Below are 23,024 nucleotides of genomic sequence, written 5' to 3' on the forward strand. Positions count from 1 at the left end.
TCCGTGGTGTCCCGGGTCGTGTCGGTCATGTGCCCTCGACCTCCTCGTGCAGCGAGCGGGCCAGTCGGCGCAGCGCCGGAAGGGCCGCTTCCAGGGCCTGTCGGTCGGCCTCGTCGAGTCGGGCCACCTGTTCGCGGACCAGCGCCGAACGGCGTTCGTGCCAGTCCCTCAGGCGGGCCTGGGCCGCCGGGGTCGGCAGCAGCCGGGCGGAGCGCCGGTCGTCGGGGTTCGTCTCCCGGACCAGATATCCGGCGCGGGCCAGTTGGTTGACGAGGGTGGAAACCGAATTGCCCGCGAGATACAGCTCCTTGGCGGCGTCGGAGACTCCGATGCCGGGCCGGGCCACGATCAGCCGCAGCAGGTCGACCTGGGCGCCGCGCAGCCGTGGCTCGGTGGTGCCCCCGCGCAGCCGGCGGCGGATCAGCCGCTGCACTCCGGCGAGCGCGGCGGCCAGGGCGTCCGGGAAGTCGGCCCGGTCGACGGCGTCCGCCGCCTCGGGTGCCTGCCCCGCGTCCACTGTCTCCAGTCCGTCCATGTGTTCCAGATTACCTCTGAGTGAGAGGTATCCAGGGAAAGGGAGGGTCAAGGGCGGGACAAAGCCTCGCCTACGGGTGCGGCGGCGCCGACGCCAGTCCCGGCGGCGCGAGGGCGAGCGCCTGGCGTACCGCCTCGATCAGCGCGAGCGCCGCCTCCTCGGTGAGTTCGACGGCGACGCGCGCCGAGGGGCCCTGCCCCGGGTTGAGGAAGTCGATGTTGACGGTGTGTTCGTAGGGCGCGTGCTGGGGGTGGTCGATGTAGACCAGGGCCTCGGTGAGCGGGAAGTATCCCCGGGCTCCCTTGCCGCTGCCCTCGATGGCGATCTTCTCGGTGAGATACGTGCACATGGTGTCGCCTTCCGCGTCCGCGTGCGGTCCGTGTGGAGCGCGCGGGCCGTAGGGGTCGGGGTGGTCAGCCGGCGAGGTGGCGGCCGAAGAAGTCGAGGACGAGGTTCCAGCCCTCGACGGCGGCCTCGGGCCGGTAGCTGGGCCGGTCCACCGCGAAGAACGCGTGCCCGGCGCCTTCGAAGGTGTGGAACTCGTATGTCTTGCCGTGCTTGGTCAACTCGGTTTCCAGCTCGGCTGTTTCGGCGGGTGCCGGGTGCTGGTCGTCGGCGCCGAAGAGGCCGAGCAGCGGGGCGGAGAGGTCGCCCAGGAGGGGGGTGAGGGGTTCGACGGCGAGCGGGAACCCGGCGGGCGGGCTGCCGATGACGAAGGCGCCGTAGCAGTCGACGGCGGCCTGCACGTCCAGGTTGCACGCGGCGAGCACGGACTGCCGGCCTCCGGAGCAGTAACCGATGGTGCCCACACGCTGGTTGGACGACGGAAGGCCGCGCAGATACCGGGCGGCACCCGCCACGTCGCCGACCAGCCGGGCGTCGGGGACGCCGCCCTGGGCTCGGGCGGCGGCAGCGGCGTCGTCCGGGGCGGCGCCGGGGGCCTCGCGGCTGTAGAGATTGGGGCACACGGCGGCATAGCCCTCGGCGGCGAGTCTGCGGGTGATCTCCTTGGAGGCCCGGTCGTAGCCCGGCATGTGGTGGATGACCACGACACCGCCGAGCGGTCCCGGGGTCAGCGGCCGGGCGGAGTACGCCTCGATGAGGTCACCGTCGTGGCCGGTGAGCGTGACGGTCTCGGCGAGCAGTGCGTCGTACATGGGGGTTCCCTAGGAGTGGTCGGCGGTCCGGGGGCCGGCGGTGCGGGGGCTTTCGGTCCGGGTGTTCGCGGTCCCGGTGTTCACGGTCCGGGGATTCGCGGTCCGGGACCGGCGAGCGCGGGTACCCAGGGCTTCGAGGGCGGGCAGCGCGTCGTGGAGGAGCCGCTGGAGTTCCGGCGACAGCAGGGCGACCTCCCGGGCGAGTGTGCTGGTGTTCTCGCGGCGTACGGACGTCAGCACCGTATGCCCCGAGTCGCTGAGGCCGACGAGGCTGGCGCGCTGGTCGACCGGGTCCGTCTGCCGGTCGAGCCAGCCGGCGCAGACCAGCAGGTCGACCATGCGGGACGTGGTGGACAGGGCGACGCCCATCCGGGACGCCAACTCGCTGATGCGCAGCGGGCTTTCGGCCTCAAGGACGGCGAGGGCCGTGAGCCGGCTGGGCGTCAGATCGGGATGCACGGTCTGGCCGCGCATCAGCGGCAGCAGATGCTGGATGGCCGCGCGCAGCCGTCCGGCGAGTTCGAGTTCGGCCGCGGGGTCGCCGTCCGGCTCGGACATCAGGGGCTCCTCGGGTCGTTCGGGGGCGGGGTCGATGGGGTGACCCGCTGTGCCGTGCCGGGGGTGGTCCGGGGCGCGGGGGTCGGGGTGACGGTCGTACCCGCCGTACGGGCAGCCGACTCACTGGTGACCGACGAACCGGCGACGGCGACCGACGAACCGGCAACCGGCTTCCCGGCAGCCCGCTCACCGGTGACCTTCCGGTGGCTCCGGTCGTCGTGCACATACCGTCCACCGCGCAGCAGCGAGGCGACGGCCGCGATCAGGCAGGCCGCGATGGCGAAGTCGAAGGCGACGGAGAGCCCGTCCGAGAAGGGTCCCGAGATCAGCTGCGGGAAGAACTCACGGCCCGTCAGATACGAGGCGTGGCCGGGCGGGAGACCGCTCAGCACCTGGGGTCCGAGGAGGGTCTTGATCGGGTTGTAGCCGAGGAGCGAGGCGAACAGCACGCCGACCGGGGGCAGTGCCGCGACCTTGGCGGCGTCGGCGGTCGGCACGCCCTGCGCGGTGAGGCCGCTGGACAGGGCCCCGGGCAGGGCTCCGGCGAGCCCGGCGATCATCAGTGAGAAGAAGATGCCGATGGACAGGACCATGGCCGAGTTCTGGAAGGTGGTGCTGATCCCGGCGCCGACACCGCGCTGGTCGGGCGGCAGGCTGTTCATGATGGCGGCCCGGTTGGGGGCGGCGAACAGGCCCATGCCGATGCCGTTGAAGAGGAGGATCAGCGCGAACGTCTGATAGCTGAAGTCGACCGGCAGCGCCTGGAGCGCCACGAAGGTCCCGGCGGCGATCAGCATGCCGCCGGTCGCGAAGGTCCGTGCCCCGAACCGGTCGGACGCCCACCCCGACACCGGTCCGGCGACCAGGAAGCCGACGGTGAGCGGCAGCATGTAGATACCGGCCCACAGCGGTGTCTCGGAGAAGCTGTAGCCGTGGCGGGGCAGCCAGATTCCCTGGAGCCAGATGATCAGGATGAACATCAGGCCACCGCGTCCCAGGGACGCGAGGAGGCTGGCGAGATTGCCCGCCGTGAAGGCCCTGATGCGGAACAGCCCGAGGTGGAACATCGGCGAGGGCACCCGCGATTCGACCACGCAGAACACGGCGAGCACGGCGATTCCGCCGCCGATCATGGCCAGCACCAAGGGATTGGTCCAGCCCATGGGGTGGCCGCCGTAGGGCTGGATGCCGTAGGTGATTCCGGCGAGCAGGGCGATGAGCCCGACGGCGAAGGTGACATTGCCCCACCAGTCGGGGCGCGCGGGCGTGCGGATCCCGGTGTCGCGCAGCCGCAGATACGCCCACACGGTGCCGAAGACGCCGAAGGGCACGGAGACCAGGAAGACCAGCCGCCAGTCGAGGGGGCCGAGCAGTCCGCCCAGGACCAGACCGAAGAAGGAACCGGCGATCCCGGCGACCTGGTTGAGGCCGAGCGCGAGACCGCGCTGCCGGGCCGGGAAGGCGCCGGTGAGGATCGCGTTCGAGTTGGCCATGAGCATGGCTCCGCCGACGCCTTGCAGTACGCGCATCGCGATCAGCCACAGGGCTCCGGCCGTGCCGTGCATCCAGGTCACCGAGAGCAGCACGGAGAACACCGTGAACACGGCGAAGCCCAGGTTGTACATACGGGTGCGCCCGTACATGTCGCCGAGCCTGCCGAAGCTCACCACGAGCACGGCGGTGACGACCAGATAGCTCATGATCAGCCAGAGCAGCAGACCGGTGTTGCCGGGCTGGAGCGGATCGACGCCGATCCCCCTGAAGATGTCGGGCAGCGCGATCAGCATGATCGACATGTTGATCGAGGCGATCAGCACGCCCAGGGTCGTATTCGACAGGGCGATCCACTTGTAGCGCGGTCCTGCCACAAATCCACCGGGCACGAACCCACCGGCTCCGCCGGACGGGGTCGGCTCCGGACCGCGTCCGGACGCTTCAGCGGCGGCACTTCCCACGGGACACCACTCCCACCGGGACCATTACTTGCTTGACTTCAACCAATCTATTCCTGACACGGGACGGAGGCCACCGCTCGGCACGGGACGGAGGCCACCGCTCGATGCGGGACGGAGGCCGCCTCTCGGACGGTGGGACCCGGCCATCGGGCGGCGGGACCAGGTCGCCGAGCGGCGTGACACGGTCGAGTGAATCGCGCGAGATGTCCGTTATATGACTTACAGGTAACGTTGACAGGCGTCGCGGATGCTGTCGACACGGGTGACCCGGTGGCGCACCGCGACCCCCCTGCCCCCGACCGCGAAGGAACCCTCCCTCATGCGCGCTCTCCCGTCGTTCCGTGCAGCCGTCGTCGCCACTGGCCTCGCGGCCAGTTCCGTCTTCGTCGTCGGTCTCTCCGCGTCGGGCGCCGTCGCGTCCTCGGTGCCCCCCGAGCCGTTCAACCCCTTCAACCCCTCCGTCGGCCAGCAGCAGGGACCCGTACTCGGACAGGGCGGTGTCCTGGTCTCGAACCCGACACTCGCGGACGGGAAGACCACCGCGAAGGTGTACCGGTTCGGGCCGCACCGCTACGAGGCGGACCTCTTCATGGGCAGCACGAAGGTGGGCGTCATCATCGCGAACGGGCACTCGGCGTCCGCCCAGAACACGTTCCTGCGCGTCACCCTGCACCCGAACGGCGACCTGTCCTCATCGATCCGCGGCTGACCGGCCACCGCCCCGTGGGGCCACCCCCAGGAGGGACCCGCTCCGACTGTCGGCCCAGATCGAGAGCGGGTCCACATGGGGGCGCAGGAGCGCGGTCAGCTCCGGGTCGCCCCGGTCGTTCAACTCGTCGGAGGCGAGTTTGCGCGCCACTCCGGCGAGGAAGTCCGCGAGCTGGACGCGCGGATCCGACCAGGACTCGACAAGCCGCAGCCCGGCCAGCGGCAGCGCGGTCGTGAGCCAGGCGATCCGCTCCTCGGTGAGCATGTTCTGGCGGTCGTGCACCAGGGATACGGGGTGACCCTGTCCGTACGCGGGGGCGTGGGCGGGGGCGTTCGTGTGGGCGTGTGCGTGGGCGGCCGTCGCGACGATCGCGGGAAACAGCGGGTCCATGGCCGGAATCAGGTCCGGGGTGTCGTCGATCCGGGCCCGGAACACCTCGGCGCGGGACCGGTTTCGCCGCAGCAGGTCCAGGATGCCGGCCGGCTCACCCTCGGCGCCGGGCGGGCACAGGCCGTCGAGCGCCTGGAAGAACGCCTCTACCGGGTCGGTGCCCTCGGCGCGGAATCTGAGCCGCATCATGTCGTTGGACGCGATCAGGAAGCGCCGCCACCGCGCGCGCTCGGGCATCCGGCACCCCGCGCGGTAGAGGGCCACGGCGATCTCCTCGACCCCCGGGTCGCGGAACATCTCGACGCCGGGCGGCCGTCCCTGCTCCCCCACCAGCAGCTCCACGACCCTGCCGACCACGAAGAACGCCTTGTCGGTCAGGTGTACACGGGCGCCATCCGCGGGCGGACCGGACGGACCCAGGAACCAGGTCAGAACCGAGCGGTGCTTCTCCCGGAGCAAATGGGTCGCCTTGTACTCGCGGGCCGGGGAACGCACCCGGTCCCGTATCTCCACCAGGGCCGCCGCCGCGTCTTCCACGGCGACGCGCACGCCGGCGTGGGCGAACACATCGGTGTTGCCGCCGATGAGATTCTCGCCGTCCGATCCGGACTCGTCGCAGACGATCTCCAGCACCTGCCCGGCCTCCCCGCCGGCCGGATTCCGGTGACCGGTCGGCGCCTTCCATGATCGGGGATCAGGGCCAGGTTCTCCATGGGTTTTCGCGCCCGTGCAGGCGCCGGCGGAACACATGTATGCCTTGACAGGCATATACCTCACGAGGAATATAGAAGCCGTGTCCGTGGATACGTTCTCCGTGCTCTCCGAACCCACCCGCCGCCGGATTCTCGATCGGCTCCTGGTGGGCGACAGCAGCGTCAATGAACTGGTCGAGACACTGCGGGTCAGTCAGCCCACGGTGTCCAAGCATCTGAAGGTGCTGCGCGATGCCGGTTTCGTGACCTGCCGTACGCAGGCGCAGCAGCGCATCTACCGGATTCACGCGCGCCCCTTCCAGGCCCTGGACGACTGGCTCCAGCCCTATCGCGCACTGTGGGACCGCCATCTCGACGCCCTTGAGCGCCATCTCGACGCACTCGACGACCCCGACGACCAGCCACACCCCACCCCCGACCCTCAGGAGGAGTCATGAACCCCGACGCCTACCGGCCCAGCCCCATCGGCGACGTCGACTGCACGGCGACCGGTGACCGCTGGACACTCGTCTTCACGCGTGACCTGCGGCATCCGCCCCGGAAGGTGTGGGCCGCGCTCACCGATCCCGACCAGCTCGCCGCCTGGGCCCCGTACACCGCGGGCCGCGATCTCGGCACGCCCGGCGCGGTCACGCTCACGATGATCGATGACGAGAAGCCGCAGGACCTGCCCGCCGAGGTGACGCGCGCCGAGCCGCCGACGCTCCTTGAATACACCCTCGGTGACGACATCCTGCGCTGGGAGCTGACAGCGACCGGTTCCGGCACCCGGCTCGCCCTCCACCACACCGTGCAGGCGCGCGACTGGCTCCCGAAGGTCGCCGCGGGCTGGCACCTCTGCCTGGACGTGGCCGAACACCTCCTCGACGGCGATCCGATCCCGCCGATCCGGGGCATGGCGGCGACCGAGTTCGGCTGGTCCGAGCTGAACGATCAGTACGCGCGGAAGTTCGACATCCCGAACACCGGCCTGCCCGAGCAGCCGCGGGACGAGGACACCGCCTCCTGACACCGCCGGTCCTGACACCGTCCCCTGACCTGGAGCACCGCCTCCTGACCAGCGCGGTCGTACGACGCCCTTCTCTCGCCCGACCCCGCCGCACCCCCTCGCCGTGCGCGGACCGCACGCAGCGGGCAGCCTTGGTGTCGGGAGCCCGATGGGCAGCCGGCTCGGAGGGTGACCGGCCGAGGAGGTGATCCGTCATGCCCGAACGGGGACCCTCCGTCCAGCGCCCCATCGTCGCCCCCGCCACCGGCACCCCGTCCGACCGCTCCCTCCTCTCGCACGCCCTCGCCGGGATCGTGGACGCCGTCCATGGCCATTCCGGCGCCGTCTACCTCCTCGCACCCGGTGAGCCGGTGCTGGTCATGACGGTGATGGCGGGACTGCCGAGGGCGTTCGCGGCGCCATGGGAGCGGGTTGCCCTCGGCTCGCCGATCCCGGTCGCCGACGCCGTACGGGAGCACCGGACGGTGTGGGTGAGCGGCGAGGAGGAGATGTCGAGCCGCTATCCCCGGGTCGCGGTCGTCCTGCCGTACCCCTTCGCGCTGGCCGCGCTGCCGGTCGCGGTGCACGGCGTCATGTACGGCGCGGTGTTCGTGAGCTGGCCCGGCTCCCATCCGCCGGAACTGTCCAACGGAGAGCGGGAGTTGCTCACCAGCGCCTGCGAACGGCTCGCCCTCGGTCTGGAGCACGCGGCCCGTGCGGGGCGGCCCGTCGTCCCGGGCGCGGCTCCGCCGGTGCCCGACCCGGTGCCCCCCGTGCCGGCCGCCGTCGAAGCGGCCCGCATGGTGGCGCGGCTGCCGTACGGGATGTGCGCGCTCGACCTCGACGGGCGGGTCACCTACGCCAACGCGGCGGCGGCCAACCTGCTCGGCGTCACCGTCGAGAGCATCCTGCGCAGACAGCTGTGGGCAGCGCTGCCCTGGCTGGACGACCCGGTGTACGAGGACCGTTACCGTGCCGCGCTGATCAGTCAGCAGCCGACCTCGTTCGTGGCGCTGCGCCCGCCGCGCCGCTGGCTGTCGTTCCGGCTCTACCCGAGCACCAGCGGGCTCAGCGTGCGGATCACCCGCGCCAAGTCCCGTACGGTACCGGGGCGTTCGCACGCGGAGCCCGACGAGGAGGCCGCGCGCCTGGTGCACATCTCGCACATCCTGAGCCTGGCGAGCGCCCTCACGGAGGCGGTGGGGGTGCAGGACGTGATCCAGCTCGTCGCCGACGAGATCCTGCCCGCGCTCGGCGGCCACGCAGTGGTGATCCTCGGCTCGGAGCACGGGCGGCTGCATGTGCTCGGGCAGCGCGGCTACGAGGACCCGTCCGTGGTGGACCGCTTCGAGGGGATGCCGCTCACCGCGCCGACCCCGGGGGCCCACGCACTCGTCACGGGCGTCCCGGCGTTCTTCGAGTCGCGCCGTGAGCTGGAGCGGCTCTACCCGGCCCGCCGGGCCACCCCCGACGGGCTCGGGGCGTGGGCCTATCTGCCGCTCGTCGCCTCCGGCCGCCCGGTCGGCACCTGCGTCCTGGGCTACACCGAGGCGCGTGCCTTTCCCGCCGAGGAGCGGGCCCAGCTCACGAGCCTCAGCGGCCTGATCGCGCAGGCCCTGGAGCGGGCCCGCCTCTACGACACCAAGCACCGTCTCGCGCACGGCCTTCAGGACGCCCTGCTGCCGCGCCGGCTGCCCCTGCTGACGGGCATCGAGGCGGCGGCCCGGTATCTGCCGGGCACCAGGGGCATGGAGATCGGCGGGGACTTCTACGACCTGATCCCGGCCGGCACCGGCGCCGCCGTGGTCATCGGCGACGTCCAGGGACACAACGTCACCGCGGCCGGTCTGATGGGCCAGGTCCGCACGGCCGTCCGCGCCTACACAGCGGTCGGCCAGTCGCCGACGGAGGTCGTCCGCAGCGCCAACCGGCTGCTCGTCGATCTGGAGTCCGACCTCTTCGTGAGCTGTCTCTATCTGCATCTGGACACCGCCGCCGACCGCCTGGTGCTGGCGCGGGCCGGACATCCGCCGCCCCTGCTGCGCGGCCCGGACGGCCGGGTCCAGGTGCTCGGCCTGGACGGTGGCCCGCTGCTCGGCGTCGACGCCGGCGCCACCTACCCGAGGACCGAGGTGCCCTTTCCGCCCGGTTCACTCCTGGTCCTCTACACCGACGGGCTCATCGAGTCCCGGGACACCGACCTGGACGAGGCACTCTCGGAGATCGCGGACCGCCTGGCCGCCGCCCACGCCCGGCCCCTGGAAGACCTCGCGGACCATCTCGTACACCATGTGGAGCGGACCCAGGAGCGCACCGACGACGTGGCCCTGATGCTGCTGCGGCACGTGAACGGCCACCGGCGCATAGGGTGATCCCTCCGCGACCGAGGGGACCCCCGCCGTGACCGACGACCGCATCGCGCCTCCGCTGACCGGGGGTGAGCGCGAGATGCTGCGGGGTTTTCTCGACTACCAGCGCGCGACGCTCGCCATGAAGTGCGAGGGGCTGACCGACGAACAACTGCGGCTCCGGTCGATGCCGCCGTCGACGCTGACCCTGCTCGGCCTGGTGCGGCACATGGCGGAGGTCGAACGGACCTGGTTCAGGCGAGTGATCGGCGCCGAGGACATTCCGCTGGTGTGGTCGGACGACTTCGACTTCCAAGTGGCGTACGACGCCCGGAACTCGACGCGTTCGGAGGCGTTCGACGCGTGGCGGAGCGAGGTCGAGCACGCCCGCCGGATCGAACAGGACGCCGAGTCCCTGGATGTGACGGGCCATCAGGCCCGGTGGGGCGAGGACGTGTCGCTGCGCCTGGTGATGCTGCATCTGCTCCACGAGTACGCGCGGCACAACGGTCACGCGGACTTCCTGCGCGAGGGAATCGACGGAGTCGTCGGCGCCTGATCCCACCGCCCGCCGCAGAAGTCGACATCACCACGTAACGACCCGAAGACAAACGGGCGTTGCCGGTCAGGAACGCGCCGTATTGGTACGGACCTCACTGTCGACGGGATCGTCAACTACCGCCGATTCGCAGGCAAGTCACCCCTTCGGCGGACCGCCCCAAAGGGCAACTCGCCTTTCGTTCGGGCCCTTTCTTCTTTTCCCTTGTTACGCGTGAGCCGTATGTGCCAGGGTGACAGCGTTACCGCACGAGCAATGGCCGAGTCAGCACCATCGGTCCCCCTTTGATGGGAACGTCTTCCTGCCGCCCGACCCCAAAAGGCGCTCAGGCGGAGGCATCGCACGGCCTGTCACGCCGAGGCCCCATCCCCGAGCGCCGTCGGCAAAGCGTGCCGCCGGCGGAGCCGTTCTCTCGCCGGCCTGATCCTCTGTGTGCCCCGTGCGCCCTGGAAGGACCTACCTCCGTGCCGACCCCGCACCCCCCTCGCCCCAGTCGTCCGCCCAGCGCCGGGTCAGCGCCCGGCCGCTCCGACGACGACCTCACCGCCACCCTCAGGACCTCCACCGCCGATGAGGACACCCACACCGTCGCGGCCCTGCTGATACGCCACTGGGAACCCGTCCACGACTACGCGGCGATCTGTTCCGCCGCCTCCCCCGAGACCACGCCGATGCTCGCGGCGGCGGCCTTCCGCCGGGTTCTCGACGACCTCCGCAGGACCGAGCCCGCGCTCGCCCTGCGGCCCCTGTTCCTGCTCGGCGTACGGGACTTGGCCAAGGCGTGGAGCACCGACCCGACCATCGCCGTACTGCTCCCGCAGGCCCGCGTACCGGTCATCGGCCGGGATCCGGGCGGCGGAAGAGTGCGGATCGCCGAGAACAGGCAACTCGCCGGGCGCGCATTCCGGTCCTTGTCGAGAACGGCGCAGTACCTGCTCTGGCACACCGAGGTCGACGCCGAACCGCTATCCGTACCGGCCGGTCTGCTGGCCATGGAAAATGACGAGGCGGAAACCAAAAGGGAACAGGCGCGCGACCAATTCAGGACAGCGTGCCTACGCGCCCATATCGAGCTGTCGACTCTTCAGGAATGCCGTTACTACAACCGTCTCCTCGACGTACCGATGCGTCGTGGTGGCCCCCTTCTGCCCGATGTGGAGCAACATCTCCGCTCGTGTGGGCACTGCCGGTCGGCCGCCGAACAACTCAGCCATTTCAACGGGAAATTGGGCGTACTTCTTGCCGAGTCCGTACTCGGCTGGGGCGCCCGCCCCTATCTCGCCGCTCGGCAGCGCCGGCGCACCCCGTCCCTCTCGTCCCGTCCGGGATTCCCGACGCGCTCCCCCCGCGCCGCCTTCCCGTCCCGGGCCGCCGGCGGTCCCCCGCCCCGACCGGCGGGAGCGGGCCGGCACCGACTGCTGCCCGTCATCGTGCAGAGCGGTCCCCGGCGCGAAGGCGGTTCCCACCGCCGCGATTCGAGGACGGTCGTCGCGGGCATCGGAGTCGGCTCGGCGGTCCTGGCCGCCGCGATCCTGACCGCCAGTCTCTGGCCGAGCGGCGCCGAGGACACCGGACCCGGCGGGGCCGCGAGCGGTACGGCGCCCGGCGCGGGGCCGGTCACCCCGCCCGTCACCTCGCCCGATCTGCCGCCCGCGTCGGCCGGGCTTCCCGTGGACGCGTTGCGCAGCAGACTGCGCAACGCCGCCGCCGACCTGTGCATCGACGTCATCGGCGGCAGGGCGGAGTCCGGCGCCGGCACCACACTGGCCGCCTGTTCAACGGCCCGGACACAGCAGTGGGCGTACGAGGACGACGGACTGCTGCGCAGCCTCGCCGACACGCGGCTGTGCCTGAACTCCCACGCGGACGACGGCACCGTGTCACTCGGCCGCTGCGTCGGGCCGACAGCGGCCGACGCGGACGACGTGCGCTACGACCTGACGGTCCAGGGCCGGCTCATCACCCGTTGGGACGACGACCTGGCCATCGTTCCGACCGGTGCCGGGAAGGACGCGGACGTGGTGGTCAAGATCCGCGACGCGTCCCCCGAACAGCGGTGGCTGATCGACCCGATCCCGATGACCGCCAAGAACGCCCCGACAGATGGGGCGTCACCGAAGACCAGGAAGATCACCGACACCCCGGAGAAGGCGAACGACGACGCCCAGGGGAACGAGGACGTGGCCGAGGACGGGGACGGGGACGGAGACCAGGACACCGGCCGGAACGGCGACCAGCAGAACGGTGACCAGGACGGCGGCCAGGAGGACGACGAGCAGCAGGACGGTGGCCAGGAGGACGCACCGCCGCCGGTCCCCCGGTCCGACTCGCGGCGGGCCGGCGCCGGCACCACGGCTCCGGCGGACGACCCCCGGCACGAAGGTGACCGCCGTTCGAGCGAGGCGAGGAAGATTTCGCCACCGGTCATTGTTGACTCATGATCGCCCGCCGTGGCGGGACACGGCCATCACGAAGACGAAGGAGTCGCCATGCCGCTCGAAGGCGAGTACGAGCCGAGCCCCAGCCAGTTCGCCCGCGACCAGGTCGAACTGTACGAAGGCTCCGGCGGGACCAAGGGAACGACGATGCGGGGCCTGCCCGTCGTCATCCTCACGTCGATCGGCGCCAAGAGCGGCAAGCTCCGCAAGAGCCCGCTGATGCGCGTCGAACACGAGGGGACGTACGCGGTGGTCGCGTCCATCGGCGGCGCCCCGAAGAACCCCGTCTGGTACTACAACCTGGTCGCCGACTCCCGGGTGGAACTCCAGGACGGGCCGCTCCGCCAGGACATGACCGCGCGTGAGGTCACCGGTGAGGAGAAGGCGCTCTGGTGGAGCCGCGCCGTCGCCGCCTACCCGGACTACGCCGACTACCAGGCCAAGACCGACCGGCAGATCCCCGTCTTCGTCCTGGAGCCGACCGGGTGACACCGAAGCGGCGTGCCGGAGCGGACACCGGGGCACCGGAAAACGGCGTGCCGGGGCCCGGACCGGCACGCTAGCTTCGCGCGTATGAAGGACCAGCCCGCGGACATCGACGAGTCCGCACTGCGCCGTGCCCTGACCGCGTGGAAGATCGACGCAGCGTCCCTGACGTACGCGCCGGTCGGCTTCGGTGACCATCACTGGACCGCCGTCGACACCGGCGGGCGGCCGTGGTTCGTCACCGTCGCCGACCTGGCGTACAAGCCGCACTGCGGAACCGGCACGCGGGCCGCGTACGGGGGACTGCGGCGCGCCATGGACACCGCCGCGTCCCTGCGCGAGGACCTGGGCTTCGTCGTCGCACCGGAGCGGACGCCCGACGGCGGGACCGTACTGCGGCTCGACGAGCGGTACGCCGTCAGCGTGTTCCCCTTCCTCGACGCGACCTCCGGAGAGTTCGGACAGGTACTCGACGCCGAGGAACGCGGGCGCGTCCTGGATCTCCTCGCGGAGCTGCACCGGGCCGCGCCGCCCGCTTCCGTCTCCGTCCTGGCACCCGAACTGCCGTCCCGCGCCGCCCTGGAGGCCGCGCTCGGGGAGCTGGATCGCCCCTGGAGCGGTGGCCCCTACGCCGAGTCCGCGAGGGCCCTGGTCACCGAGCACGCGGTGGGGTTCCGGCACCGCCTGGCCGCGTTCGACCGGGAGGCCGCCGCGCTGCGCGAGCGGGACGCACCGCGCGTGGTCACCCACGGCGAACCGCATCCCGGCAATCTGCTGCGGCTCGGCACCCGGCCCCTGCTGGTCGACTGGGACACGGCGGGGCTCGCCGTACCGGAGCGCGATCTGTGGCATGTGGCCCGTGACGCGGACGACCTCGCGCGGTACGCGGCGGCCTCCGGGCACGTGCCCGATCCGGCCGCCCTCACGCTGTACCGGCTGCGCTGGGACCTGGACGACGTGTCCGTCTACCTGAACCTGTTCCGGGCGCCCCACACGCGGACCGCCGACGCCGAGCAGTCCTGGGAAGGGTTGACCGGGACACTCGCGCGGCTCACCGGGTGTACGGACGACGACGCAATCGCCTAGCTGGGGCTGCCGGAGCGCACTACGGGAACGCGTCCGGGGCCGGCGGAGGTGCGCGCCGGCCCCGGACGTGGTCCCGCTACATCAAGGCGTCCCCGTACCGCGTCACCCTCGAAGGGATCAGCCCGCGCAGCGCCCGCGCCGCCACGGCCTCCCGCCCGTGAGTGTCGCGGCCTTCGGCCGGGACACCCACCGGCACCAGGGCCGGGAGGCCCTTCGGACGGTGCTTGGCCTCGCGCAGGACCGGGGACGGGATCGGCCAGCTCAGCGGCAGCCGCTCGGCGGCCTCCACACGACGCGTGAACCAGACGAGCTTGCCGCCGCCCCGAGTGCCGCAGGTGCCCCAACCGTCGCTGAGCGCGGCGACCTTCGCCAGGCCGCCGCGCGCGGGGCCGAGCAGGCGGGGCGGACGCCCGTCGTTGTCGGACACCGACGCGATCAGGTGCTTGCCGTTCCACCACAGCTCGACGACGGCGTTCTTCTCGTCGGCGTGCGCGACGACGTTCAGCAGGAGTTCGTCGACGCCCTGGCACACGGGCGCCACCTGGAGATCAAGTTTCCAGTACTTGAGATGTGCGGACAGAATGCGTCTGATCTGCGCAACCCGTTCCTGACGCGCCTCTACCTCGACGCAGTAGTAGCAATGGGTCGGATCGTTCATTTTCGTGGCTCCTCACCCGCGAAGCACAGTCGCTTCCTCTCGCCACACCCAGGACGAGCCCCGAATACGAAGCGTGAGCGGTTGTAGCTTCTGAGTTACTCCAGAGTGCGGCCATTACTCCACCCGTGCAACACGAGAGGGATTTCCCTTGTGCGGGCTGCGGAGTTCCGGCGTGGCGAGCCCCTCCGACAGGAGGACCGGGCCATTTGGGGTGAAGATGTCGGCGTCGACGCGAGTGCCGTCGGGAGGTGAGCGTTGTGATGCTTCTGCCGGACAAACCACAGGTCGCCGGTCTGCTGGAGCGGTATCGGGTCTGGGAACGCCTGATGCTGGCCAATCCGTCCAACAAGGCGGCGCGCGCACGGTTCGAGGACACGGCGTACACGTTGTGCGTGCTGATGGGCCAGCAGAACGCCCGCGAGGCGGAACTCGCCGCGGAGCGCTATCTGCGGGTGCGGACGGGGCGCTGTACGGTGTCCGACGCGCTCGGGTAGTGTTCCCTTTCCCAGCGAGGAACGACCAGGGAGGTGAGCCCCATTTCCGCCAGTTCAGGCCGGGTGCTCTCGCCTTTCGGCCGAGCGGTCCACCGCGCTTAGGTGACCGGGAGAGCGCCCTTCGGCTCCCCGAAAGGCATGCCTTCCCCATGACGGTCCCACCGCCAACCTCGCCTTCGCCTTCCCCGTCTCCTTCCGTACCGCGCCCCTCGTCCCCGGCCCTGTCCGTGGTCGTGGCCACGCTGCGCGTCGCCGGGTGTGTGTTCGCCGAGGACGAGGCGCGGCTGCTCCTGTCCACCGCCCGGACCCCGGCGGAACTCTCCGCGATGGTGGAGCGCCGCGCGGCCGGTCTTCCGCTCGAACACGTCCTGGGCTGGGCCGAGTTCCACGGACTGCGGATCACGGTCGACCCCGGAGTGTTCGTACCGCGCCGCCGTACCGAGTTCCTCGTCGACCGTGCCGTGCGCCTCGCGCCCCGGTCGGGCGCCGTCGTCGTCGACCTGTGCTGCGGCTCCGGCGCGGTCGGCGCCGCGCTGGTCGCGGATCTGGACCAGGCCGAGTGGTACGCGTCCGACGTCGACCCCGCCGCCGTTGCCTGCGCCCGCCGCAATGTCACCGGGGGCGAGGTGTTCGAGGGCGACCTGTTCGCGCCGCTGCCCGCCGGGCTGCGCGGCCGGGTCGACATCCTGCTCGCCAACGTGCCGTACGTGCCGTCCGACGAGGTCGGACTGCTGCCGCCCGAGGCCCGCGAGCACGAACCGCTGGTGGCGCTCGACGGCGGGGCCGACGGGCTCGACGTCCTGCGCCGGGTGACGGCCGAAGCGACCCGCTGGCTGGCGCCCGGCGGCCATCTGTTCGTGGAGACCGGCGAACGCCAGGCGCCCCACGCCGTCGAGGTGTTCCAGCGCGACGGGCTCCTCGCGCGCGTGGAGCACTCCGACGAGCTGTACGCGACCGTCGTCATCGGCACCCGCCCGGGTGGCCGGGCCGACCGAGTTGGCCGGGGTGGCGCGGACCGCTGAAGTCCGCGCCGCCCTCGGCTGGTGCTCGACCGGCCGGGCGGGGGTCAAACCCCACCCGGCCGGTCCCCCACTGGGACCCCCCACGCGCGCGGCCGTGGCCCCCCACGGACCGCGGCCGCGCAAGGTCCCGGTCTCAGAACGTGAAGAAGGCCGACTCCTGGGCGTTCTTCACGCATTCATTGCCGAAGGTCCGCTCGTACGTGACCCGGTGGCCCCGCCAGACGCCTTCCACGGTGACGACGACCGGGTCGTACTGCCGGGTGCACGGGCCGGGACCAGCGGCCGGCAGGGCGTCGAAGTCACCGGCGGCCAGGGTCAGTTCGGCACAGGCCCGCTCGGCGGCCGGGTGGGTGCCGATCGCCGTGGGCGCGCAGCTCAACGTGACGGCGCGCTCGGGTACCGCGCTCGTCGCACGCGTGCCGCGTCCCACCGTGAGCACGAGGGCTGACGGCGCGTACAGGCCCGAGGACGCGGTGGCGGGCGCGTCGAGCGCGGGCGCCGGGGCGGGGGCGGCGAGTGCGGAGCCGGTCAGTGGTCCGCAGAGTGCCGCTGTCATCAGCGTTCCCGTCGCTGCCCAGCGCGCGGTGTTCGGCATGGTGTGCATCCTTCCGCTCGGGTAGGGAGGTGCCTGGTGGTTCGGTGCCTGGTCGGCGAGCGTGAGTCTGCCGAGTTCCGCGCCGGAATTCACGTCGACCCCCTGCGTTTCAGTAACCTTGCGTATTGAATCAGTGGCGCGAAGTAACGGAATGCGCCCCCGGGGATCCAGGAGCCAGGCGGGCGCGGGGAGTTCCGTTCGGCCGTCTGGCCGGAATGTCGTCCTTCAGTAATCGGCCTGAAACATTCCGAGTGGAGAGCTTCGGCGGAGGTCGCGGGGATTTCCTTTCGGGCCGGGGCAACCGAAGCGCCACCTCACCCGGTTGAAGGGATGTGTTGGTACATACGATGGCAAGGGCACGACGGCGGGGGCTCGACGGTGAACGAGGCGGTAAGGGACTTCGAGGAGTTCGTCACCGCGCGCGGTCCACGCCTGTTGCGGGCGGCATGGCTTCTGACGGGCGACGCGCATCTCGCGGAAGACCTGTTGCAGACGGTCCTGGCGAAGGTGTGGCCGCGCTGGAAACGGATCGCGGACCAGAACCCCGAGGGATACGTCCGCACGGCGCTGTTCAACACATACGCGTCGATGTGGCAGCGGCGCTGGCGGGGCGAGATACCGCATGGGGAGTTGCCGGAAGTGGCGGAGCGCGACGACGCGTTCGCGACGGTCGACCTGGAACGGACCCTGGTCGAGGCGCTGCGCCAACTGCCGCCGCGCCAGCGGGCCGTGGTGGTCCTGCGGTACTTCGAGGACCTGGGGGTCGCGGAGACGGCCCGGGTCCTCGGCTGCCGGCCCGGCACGGTCAAGAGTCAGACCTGGAAGGCGCTGGGCGTTCTGCGCGCCCAGCTCGCCGTACCGGAACCCGTCGAGGCCGAAGGGGATGACGTCCATGCGTGAGCCCGATCTGGAGCAGGAGTTGCGGGTACTTCTGGACCGCGCGGCGCCCCGCCTGGACGCGCCACCCCACCGAATGGCCCAGATCCGGCGGCGGGTGAGCCTGCGCCGACGGCGACGGGCGGCTATGGTCGGCGCGTTCGCCGCCACGGTCGCCGTCGTCGGCCTGGTGCGGCCCTGGGCGCCGGCGCCCGACACCGGGACACACGCCGCGTCCTCCCCGGCCACCTTCGACGCACAGTTCACCGACCTGGCGAATCTGGTGATGGCCGTGCCCGACGGCTGGGACTCGGTGACCTTCGCCCCCCCGACGGACGTGCCCACCATCGGATATGTGAGCAGTCAGAAGCTGACGTTCCAACCGCCGTGCGACGCCCCCCTCTTCGGGGAGGACTGTCCGACACCCGACCCGGAGACGGGCTTCCCGGATGTCCAGCTCGTCGTCGCCTTCCGACTGACCGACGATCCCACACACCTGGCCGGGAGCGTCGCCCAGCTCTCGCCCCTCGACGTGAAGGACACCGGCTGCGACACGTTCGGCATGAAGGCCCGGATGAGCTGGGCGTTGACAGCGCCGGACGATGCCGAGGGCAACGGGCGGGCGATCCAGGCGACGGTGTGCGACAACGACCCGCCGGACGAGCTGATGCGTCTGGCCCAGGGCATCGTCCAGTCCGCGCGGTTCGGCGAAGGTGGCACGCCGGTGCCGAAGACAACCGCGTATCTGAAGTGACCGCATAGGTGAAGTGACCGCATAGGTGAAGTGACCGCGAGCCCGTGGCGCCGCCGTGTCGCGCCCTGGCCTTCGCACTCCCACCTCCGCTAGGTTAGGCAAGGCTTACCTAATCATGGAGGTACGGATGGGTGTCCGTCAGGCTGTCGCGACCGCCCCCACCGCGGCGGAACGGGCGCGGTCGGTGCTCGCCGCCGCATGGTCCTGCGCGGTGACGACGGAGAACTGGCGCGAGGAACTCGTCGGGGCGCACACCGTCACCGAGGACGGCGGGGTACGGCTGTGCGCCCCCGAGGACAGCGCGCTCGCCGCCGCCGCGGTGTGCGCGCCGCGCGGCGAGCCCACCGCGCTCCTGGAGTTCTGCGACGCCTCGCCGGTGCCGGTACGGGACCGCATCCGGTCGCGGCTGTGGCTGTCCGGCCGGTTCGTCACCGACGCCGACGCCGACGCGGGGGCCGAGGGCGCCTGTGGGGCCGAGGGAGAAAAAGGGGCGCATCTCGCGTTCAAGGTGTCGTGCGTGGTGCTGCACGCGCCGGGCGGTCATATCGGCATCGACCCGGGCGAGTTCACGCGGGCCGTGCCCGATCCCCTGGCCACGGCTGAGGCGCATCTGCTGACGCATCTCGCCGACGCGCACGGGGAGGCCGTCGAGTGGCTGACGCGGCTCGTGGACGCCGAGAGTCTGCACGGTGTGGTGCGGGTGCAGCCGCTCGCGCTCGACCGGCACGGGCTGACCCTCCGGCTGGAGCGGGCCCGGGGACACGCCGACGTACGGCTGCCGTTCCATCGGCCCGCGGACAGCCTGGCCCAGGTCACCGAGCGGATGCACGTCCTGATCGCCTCGGCCCGCGCCCTGCGGCGCCCGGTACTCCGGCCGCTGCCGGAGGACTGAAGGCCGCGGCCCGGTCCGTCCGGCGTCAGTCGCGGTATCGGAGCAGCAGCAGGGCCGCGTCGTCGTGGAGGGGGCCGGCCGCGTGCTGGAGCAGGTCCTCGCGGAGGGTGTCCAGGGCCGTTTCCGGGTCGGGGTCCTTCAGGAAGTGGGCGCGCTGTCCGAGGGGGTAGAAGCGGCCCCCGGCGTCGCGTGCCTCGGTGACGCCGTCGGTGTGGAGCAGGAGTTGGTCGCCGGCGCCGAAGTCCACGCGGAACGGCCGGGGGGACTCGGTGCCGTGGATGCCGAGGCCGAGCGGCAGCGCGAACTGGGGCGGCTCGGGGAACTCGACCTGGCCGCCGGCGCGGATCACCATCGGCGCCGTGTGCCCGTAGTTGAGGAAGGTCACGCCGCCGCCGGGGCTGATCTCGCCGATGAGGGCGGTGACGAACTTCTCGCCCTGGAGCGCGCGGTCCACGGCCCGTTCCACCCGCGCGCCGACCGCCGGCAACCCGTCCTCGTCGTACGCCGCCTCGCGGAACGCGCCGAGTACCACGGCCGCCGTCTCCACCGCGTCGAGTCCTTTGCCCTGGACGTCACCGATGATGACGCGGACCCCGCCGGGCCTCGGCACCACCTCGTACAGATCACCGCCGATCCGGGCCTCGGCAACCGCCGACATGTACGAGACGGCGGCCCGCAGATGGCCCGCGCTGCGCGGCACCGGGCGGAGCAGGACCCGTTGGGCGACCTCCGCTATCGAGCGGACATTGGCCAGTTCGGCCTCGCGGCGCTGCCGCGTCACCGCCGCCACGACGCCCGCCACGGTGACCCCGGCGACCGACGCGACGGCGGTGAAACCGCGCCGGTTCTCGAACAGGCCGTTGTACACGCCGAGTCCGTAGCACAGGAGCAGGGCGAGGAAGCCGATCAGGGCCGTACGGCGCCAGCCGCCGACCAGTCCGCCGAAGGCGGGACCGAGCGAGACGAGGGGCAGCAGACCGACCCCGGGACCGAGCGACAGATCGACTCCGGCCACGACGGCCATCACGGCGAACGGCAGCACGGAGAGCACCGCGTGACCGGTACCGGAGGCGTCTCCCGCGCCGACACGCCGTATTCGCCCTGGATTGCTCACCCCTGACCCCCTTGGCCCCTTCCCGAAGGGAGACTATGCAAAGGTCTCCGTGCCGACGGGTTCCCGCCACGGCGCCGTTATCGAATCGAGGCCGGTCGGCCGGAAATCCGGACCGCCGGCGAAAGGGGCACCATGGCGCGCAAGGTCCGGGAGACGCCGTCACCGACGGGCTGGCGACGACGCGTGGCCCGCGCCCCGATCCTGCTCTACCGCTGGCACTTGGGCGCCCTGCTCGGCCACCGGTTCCTCCTCCTGACGCACACCGGCCGCACCTCGGGCGAGCCCCGTCAGGCGGTCCTGGAGATCACCGGACGGGACCGGGCGACCGGCGCGTACCACCTGGCGTCCGCATTCGGCCCCGGCGCGCAGTGGTACCGCAATGTCCGTGTGACACCCGATGTCACCGTCCAGGTCGGACGGCACCGTGTCGCGGCGGTCGCCCGTGCCATGGGCCCGGAGGAGTCGGGCCGCGCGATGGCCGGATACGCGCCCCGGCACCCGAGGACCGCGCGGCGGCTGATGGATGTGTGCGGCATCGAGACGGACGGCACGGTGGAGGACTTCTACCGGGTCGGCCGCGACCTGATCCCGTTCGTCGAGGTGACACCGGTACGACGGCTCTGAGCGCCCCGCGGCTCCGGCACCGCGGACCCGCACCACCCACCGGGATCCGGAAAGATCGCGAAGGACGTGAAACCGTGGACGGCGTACGGCAGTCTTACTCCTCGTGCCCGCTCTCCCCACGCAACCATCAGCCGCCCCCTCCGGACACATGGTCGTCTGCGGCGACGACGCCCTCGCGCGACGCCTCGCCACCGAACTCCGGTCCGTGTACGGCTCACACGTGACGCTCGTGCTGCCGCCCGCGGGCCGGAGCGTGAGCCCGACCGTGGTGGGCCGGGCCCGCGCGTCGGCGCTCATCGGGCGGATGTCCGCCGCGATGAACCGGGCGGCGGGCATCGGCGAACCGGCCGCGTCCGAGCGGCTGTTGGAGGCCGACGAACTCACCGACGAGGTACTCGCCGACGCGGGCGTCGAACGGGCGGCGGCACTCGCGCTGGTGCACGACGACGACGAGACCAACATCCGTACGGCACTTGCCGCGCGCCGGCTCAACCCCCGGCTGCGGCTGGTGATCCGGCTCTACAACCGCAGGCTCGGCCAGTATCTGGAGGCCGTGCTCGACCAGGCGGCGGCGCTCGCGACGCCCGGGACGGATCCGCGAGCGTTCGACGCCTCGACGACGATCCTGTCCGACGCGGACACGGCCGCCCCGGCGCTCGCGGCGGCGGCCGTCGCGGGCACCAGCAAGGTGGTCGAGGCCGAGGGGCTGATCCTGCGGGCCGCCGAGCGTACGGGCCCGGGGCCCGCGGCTCCCGGCGGGTCCGAGATCTGCACCCTGGCGCTCCTGTCGGACCCGTCCGCCGAACCGGCACCCGACGGGGGCGTGCCGGGGCCCCAACTCCTGCCCGACGAGGAGACGGTGGCGGCGGGGGCCGCGCGGGGGCGGGTCGTCCTGGAGACCGTGTCGTACTCGGGACCGAACCTGCCGAGCGGGCGGAGCGTGCCGCTCGGGTATCTGCTGTCGCGGCGGCTGCGCTGGTCGTTCGCCGGCCTGGTCGCCGCGGTGCTGGCGCTCGCGATCGCCGCGATGCTCACCACCAGCGACCGCGACTATCCGCTGCACGCCGTGTATCTCACCGTGCTCGACCTGTTCTCCATCAACGAGCCCGCCACCGGCGAACCCGCCGCCCGTCAGATCCTTCAACTCCTTTCCGGTCTGGTCGGGTTGCTGCTGCTCCCGGTGCTGTTCGCGGCGGTTCTTGAGGCGCTCGGCACCTTCCGCAGCGGTTCGGCGGTCCGCAGGCCGCCGCGCGGGCTGTCCGGGCATGTCGTCCTGCTGGGCCTCGGCAAGATCGGTACCCGGGTACTGGCCCGGCTGCGCGAACTCGACATCCCCGTGGTGTGCGTCGAGTCCGACCCGGACGCGCGCGGGCTGGCGCTGGCGCGGCGGCTACGGGTTCCGGTCGTACTCGGTGACGTGACGCAGGAGGGCGTACTCGAAGCGGCCAAGGTGCACCGGGCGCACTCGCTGCTCGCGCTGACCAGCGTCGACACCACGAATCTGGAGGCCGCGCTGTACGCCAGGTCGGTCGACCCCACGCTGCGGGTGGTGATGCGGCTGTACGACGACGACTTCGCGACCGCCGTGTACCGGACCCTGCGGACGGCGCATCCGCGCGCGACCACGCGCAGCCGCAGCGTCTCCTATCTCGCGGCGCCCGCCTTCGCCGGGGCGATGATGGGGCGGCAGATCCTGGGGGCGATCCCCGTCGAGCGGCGGGTACTGCTCATCGCCGCCGTCGAGGTCGCCGGGCACGCGCAGTTGGCGGGCCGTACGGTCGCGGAGGCGTTCCGGCCCGGGGCGTGGCGGGTACTGGCCCTGGACACCGGGTCCGCCGGGGCGACCCCCACGATCCCCGCGCCGGCCCCGCCGCCCGACGCCCGGGGCACCGCGACCCCACCCCGACTCCTCTGGGAACTGCACCCCGGATACGTACTGCGCCCCGAGGACCGCGTGGTGGTCGCCGCCACCCGCCGCGGCCTGGCCGACCTCCTGGGCCACCGCCCCGACACCATGACAGGAGCCACCCCACCGCACTGACCGGGACCGGTCAGGCCGAGCGCCGAGCGCCG

The 23,024-nt window shown here is 71.8% G+C and carries 23 protein-coding genes and 1 pseudogene; 15 read left to right on the forward strand and 9 right to left on the reverse strand.

Annotated features, from left to right (window positions below; translation table 11 throughout):
• Positions 1-25 precede the first annotated feature (25 nt).
• The 5 genes from ACFVT5_RS17065 to ACFVT5_RS17085 all read right to left on the reverse strand — a co-directional run bounded on the left by ACFVT5_RS17065 (position 26) and on the right by ACFVT5_RS17085 (position 4,118).
• Positions 26-535, reverse strand: a complete 510-nt coding sequence (locus ACFVT5_RS17065) for a MarR family winged helix-turn-helix transcriptional regulator (RefSeq protein ID WP_389887530.1) — start codon at positions 533-535, stop codon at positions 26-28.
• A 70-nt stretch (positions 536-605) separates the two neighbouring features.
• A complete protein-coding gene (locus tag ACFVT5_RS17070; protein ID WP_389887533.1) occupies positions 606-884 on the reverse strand; it encodes a DUF6295 family protein in 279 nt (92 codons plus the stop codon).
• 64 nt (positions 885-948) lie between these two features.
• Entirely contained in the window at positions 949-1,692 is a 744-nt protein-coding gene (locus ACFVT5_RS17075; RefSeq protein WP_389887536.1) for a dienelactone hydrolase family protein, read from the reverse strand.
• Between the two features lie 9 nt (positions 1,693-1,701).
• Positions 1,702-2,250: a MarR family winged helix-turn-helix transcriptional regulator gene (locus ACFVT5_RS17080; protein WP_389887539.1), complete on the reverse strand. Its 549-nt coding sequence runs from the start codon at positions 2,248-2,250 to the stop codon at positions 1,702-1,704.
• Entirely contained in the window at positions 2,250-4,118 is a 1,869-nt protein-coding gene (locus ACFVT5_RS17085) for an MFS transporter (protein ID WP_389887542.1), read from the reverse strand. The genes ACFVT5_RS17080 and ACFVT5_RS17085 overlap by 1 nt, the downstream gene beginning before the upstream one ends.
• 406 nt (positions 4,119-4,524) lie before the next feature.
• On the opposite strand from ACFVT5_RS17085, the gene ACFVT5_RS17090 reads away from it, so the two are divergent.
• Positions 4,525-4,914, forward strand: a complete 390-nt coding sequence (locus tag ACFVT5_RS17090; protein ID WP_389887545.1) for a hypothetical protein — start codon at positions 4,525-4,527, stop codon at positions 4,912-4,914.
• On the opposite strand, the gene ACFVT5_RS17095 is transcribed toward ACFVT5_RS17090, so the two are convergent.
• Positions 4,897-5,937, reverse strand: coding sequence for a hypothetical protein (locus ACFVT5_RS17095; protein WP_389887548.1), 1,041 nt, complete (start codon positions 5,935-5,937; stop codon positions 4,897-4,899). The genes ACFVT5_RS17090 and ACFVT5_RS17095 overlap by 18 nt on opposite strands.
• 166 nt (positions 5,938-6,103) lie before the next feature.
• Here ACFVT5_RS17095 and ACFVT5_RS17100 point away from each other — a divergent pair, with 166 nt between their 5' ends.
• The 7 genes from ACFVT5_RS17100 (at position 6,104) to ACFVT5_RS17130 (ending at position 13,922) form a co-directional block, all read left to right on the forward strand.
• Positions 6,104-6,454 (forward strand): ArsR/SmtB family transcription factor, encoded by a 351-nt coding sequence (locus tag ACFVT5_RS17100; protein ID WP_389887550.1) that lies wholly within the window; start codon positions 6,104-6,106, stop codon positions 6,452-6,454.
• Entirely contained in the window at positions 6,451-7,026 is a 576-nt protein-coding gene (locus ACFVT5_RS17105; RefSeq protein ID WP_389887552.1) for an SRPBCC family protein, read from the forward strand. Before ACFVT5_RS17100 ends, ACFVT5_RS17105 begins: the two co-directional genes overlap by 4 nt.
• 194 nt (positions 7,027-7,220) lie before the next feature.
• A complete protein-coding gene (locus tag ACFVT5_RS17110) occupies positions 7,221-9,377 on the forward strand; it encodes a PP2C family protein-serine/threonine phosphatase (RefSeq protein WP_389887554.1) in 2,157 nt (718 codons plus the stop codon).
• 76 nt (positions 9,378-9,453) lie between these two features.
• Positions 9,454-9,912: a DinB family protein gene (locus ACFVT5_RS17115; RefSeq protein WP_389888179.1), complete on the forward strand. Its 459-nt coding sequence runs from the start codon at positions 9,454-9,456 to the stop codon at positions 9,910-9,912.
• A 464-nt stretch (positions 9,913-10,376) separates the two neighbouring features.
• Entirely contained in the window at positions 10,377-12,353 is a 1,977-nt protein-coding gene (locus tag ACFVT5_RS17120) for an RICIN domain-containing protein (protein WP_389887557.1), read from the forward strand.
• Between the two features lie 48 nt (positions 12,354-12,401).
• On the forward strand, positions 12,402-12,839 hold the full coding sequence (locus ACFVT5_RS17125) for a nitroreductase family deazaflavin-dependent oxidoreductase (RefSeq protein WP_389887560.1): 438 nt from the start codon (positions 12,402-12,404) through the stop codon (positions 12,837-12,839).
• Positions 12,840-12,923: 84 nt separating this feature from the next.
• Positions 12,924-13,922: a phosphotransferase gene (locus ACFVT5_RS17130; protein ID WP_389887563.1), complete on the forward strand. Its 999-nt coding sequence runs from the start codon at positions 12,924-12,926 to the stop codon at positions 13,920-13,922.
• Positions 13,923-13,998: 76 nt separating this feature from the next.
• Here the strand turns inward: ACFVT5_RS17130 and ACFVT5_RS17135 are convergent, their stop codons facing one another.
• Entirely contained in the window at positions 13,999-14,580 is a 582-nt protein-coding gene (locus ACFVT5_RS17135) for an ATP-binding protein (RefSeq protein ID WP_389887565.1), read from the reverse strand.
• Between the two features lie 260 nt (positions 14,581-14,840).
• Between ACFVT5_RS17135 and ACFVT5_RS17140 the strand changes: the two are divergent.
• Positions 14,841-15,032: pseudogene (locus tag ACFVT5_RS17140) on the forward strand (DUF5133 domain-containing protein); the annotation flags it as partial.
• A gap of 191 nt (positions 15,033-15,223) precedes the next feature.
• On the forward strand, positions 15,224-16,096 hold the full coding sequence (locus ACFVT5_RS17145) for a putative protein N(5)-glutamine methyltransferase (protein WP_389887568.1): 873 nt from the start codon (positions 15,224-15,226) through the stop codon (positions 16,094-16,096).
• Between the two features lie 133 nt (positions 16,097-16,229).
• On the opposite strand, the gene ACFVT5_RS17150 is transcribed toward ACFVT5_RS17145, so the two are convergent.
• Positions 16,230-16,691, reverse strand: a complete 462-nt coding sequence (locus ACFVT5_RS17150) for a subtilase-type protease inhibitor (protein WP_389887570.1) — start codon at positions 16,689-16,691, stop codon at positions 16,230-16,232.
• A 378-nt stretch (positions 16,692-17,069) separates the two neighbouring features.
• On the opposite strand from ACFVT5_RS17150, the gene ACFVT5_RS17155 reads away from it, so the two are divergent.
• The 3 genes from ACFVT5_RS17155 (at position 17,070) to ACFVT5_RS17165 (ending at position 19,213) form a co-directional block, all read left to right on the forward strand.
• Positions 17,070-17,591: a SigE family RNA polymerase sigma factor gene (locus ACFVT5_RS17155; protein WP_389887573.1), complete on the forward strand. Its 522-nt coding sequence runs from the start codon at positions 17,070-17,072 to the stop codon at positions 17,589-17,591.
• Complete coding sequence (locus ACFVT5_RS17160; protein WP_389887576.1) at positions 17,584-18,321, forward strand: hypothetical protein; 738 nt, start codon at positions 17,584-17,586, stop codon at positions 18,319-18,321. The genes ACFVT5_RS17155 and ACFVT5_RS17160 overlap by 8 nt, the downstream gene beginning before the upstream one ends.
• Positions 18,322-18,448: 127 nt before the next feature.
• Positions 18,449-19,213, forward strand: a complete 765-nt coding sequence (locus tag ACFVT5_RS17165; RefSeq protein ID WP_389887579.1) for a DUF2470 domain-containing protein — start codon at positions 18,449-18,451, stop codon at positions 19,211-19,213.
• 25 nt (positions 19,214-19,238) lie between these two features.
• On the opposite strand, the gene ACFVT5_RS17170 is transcribed toward ACFVT5_RS17165, so the two are convergent.
• The gene (locus ACFVT5_RS17170; protein ID WP_389888182.1) at positions 19,239-20,237 is read right to left on the reverse strand and encodes a PP2C family protein-serine/threonine phosphatase; all 999 of its coding nucleotides are present in this window, start codon (positions 20,235-20,237) and stop codon (positions 19,239-19,241) included.
• A gap of 222 nt (positions 20,238-20,459) precedes the next feature.
• Here ACFVT5_RS17170 and ACFVT5_RS17175 point away from each other — a divergent pair, with 222 nt between their 5' ends.
• Positions 20,460-20,951 (forward strand): nitroreductase family deazaflavin-dependent oxidoreductase, encoded by a 492-nt coding sequence (locus tag ACFVT5_RS17175; protein ID WP_389887582.1) that lies wholly within the window; start codon positions 20,460-20,462, stop codon positions 20,949-20,951.
• A gap of 148 nt (positions 20,952-21,099) precedes the next feature.
• Positions 21,100-22,992, forward strand: a complete 1,893-nt coding sequence (locus tag ACFVT5_RS17180) for an NAD-binding protein (RefSeq protein ID WP_389888185.1) — start codon at positions 21,100-21,102, stop codon at positions 22,990-22,992.
• Positions 22,993-23,024 lie beyond the last annotated feature (32 nt).

Origin of the sequence: Streptomyces sp. NPDC058001 (assembly GCF_042886315.1) — a bacterium.
In the GTDB taxonomy this organism is placed as follows: domain Bacteria; phylum Actinomycetota; class Actinomycetes; order Streptomycetales; family Streptomycetaceae; genus Streptomyces.

What these genes read in the sequence shown, in the direction of transcription:
- ACFVT5_RS17065 (WP_389887530.1), bottom strand. Translation starts at nt 535, where the DNA reads ATGGACGGACTGGAGACAGTGGACGCGGGGCAGGCACCCGAGGCGGCG.
- ACFVT5_RS17070 (WP_389887533.1), bottom strand. Translation starts at nt 884, where the DNA reads ATGTGCACGTATCTCACCGAGAAGATCGCCATCGAGGGCAGCGGCAAG.
- ACFVT5_RS17075 (WP_389887536.1), bottom strand. Translation starts at nt 1,692, where the DNA reads ATGTACGACGCACTGCTCGCCGAGACCGTCACGCTCACCGGCCACGAC.
- ACFVT5_RS17080 (WP_389887539.1), bottom strand. Translation starts at nt 2,250, where the DNA reads ATGTCCGAGCCGGACGGCGACCCCGCGGCCGAACTCGAACTCGCCGGA.
- ACFVT5_RS17090 (WP_389887545.1), top strand. Translation starts at nt 4,525, where the DNA reads ATGCGCGCTCTCCCGTCGTTCCGTGCAGCCGTCGTCGCCACTGGCCTC.
- ACFVT5_RS17105 (WP_389887552.1), top strand. Translation starts at nt 6,451, where the DNA reads ATGAACCCCGACGCCTACCGGCCCAGCCCCATCGGCGACGTCGACTGC.
- ACFVT5_RS17110 (WP_389887554.1), top strand. Translation starts at nt 7,221, where the DNA reads ATGCCCGAACGGGGACCCTCCGTCCAGCGCCCCATCGTCGCCCCCGCC.
- ACFVT5_RS17115 (WP_389888179.1), top strand. Translation starts at nt 9,454, where the DNA reads ATGCTGCGGGGTTTTCTCGACTACCAGCGCGCGACGCTCGCCATGAAG.
- ACFVT5_RS17125 (WP_389887560.1), top strand. Translation starts at nt 12,402, where the DNA reads ATGCCGCTCGAAGGCGAGTACGAGCCGAGCCCCAGCCAGTTCGCCCGC.
- ACFVT5_RS17130 (WP_389887563.1), top strand. Translation starts at nt 12,924, where the DNA reads ATGAAGGACCAGCCCGCGGACATCGACGAGTCCGCACTGCGCCGTGCC.
- ACFVT5_RS17135 (WP_389887565.1), bottom strand. Translation starts at nt 14,580, where the DNA reads ATGAACGATCCGACCCATTGCTACTACTGCGTCGAGGTAGAGGCGCGT.
- ACFVT5_RS17145 (WP_389887568.1), top strand. Translation starts at nt 15,224, where the DNA reads ATGACGGTCCCACCGCCAACCTCGCCTTCGCCTTCCCCGTCTCCTTCC.
- ACFVT5_RS17150 (WP_389887570.1), bottom strand. Translation starts at nt 16,691, where the DNA reads ATGCCGAACACCGCGCGCTGGGCAGCGACGGGAACGCTGATGACAGCG.
- ACFVT5_RS17160 (WP_389887576.1), top strand. Translation starts at nt 17,584, where the DNA reads ATGCGTGAGCCCGATCTGGAGCAGGAGTTGCGGGTACTTCTGGACCGC.
- ACFVT5_RS17165 (WP_389887579.1), top strand. Translation starts at nt 18,449, where the DNA reads ATGGGTGTCCGTCAGGCTGTCGCGACCGCCCCCACCGCGGCGGAACGG.
- ACFVT5_RS17170 (WP_389888182.1), bottom strand. Translation starts at nt 20,237, where the DNA reads ATGGCCGTCGTGGCCGGAGTCGATCTGTCGCTCGGTCCCGGGGTCGGT.
- ACFVT5_RS17175 (WP_389887582.1), top strand. Translation starts at nt 20,460, where the DNA reads ATGGCGCGCAAGGTCCGGGAGACGCCGTCACCGACGGGCTGGCGACGA.
- ACFVT5_RS17180 (WP_389888185.1), top strand. Translation starts at nt 21,100, where the DNA reads ATGGTCGTCTGCGGCGACGACGCCCTCGCGCGACGCCTCGCCACCGAA.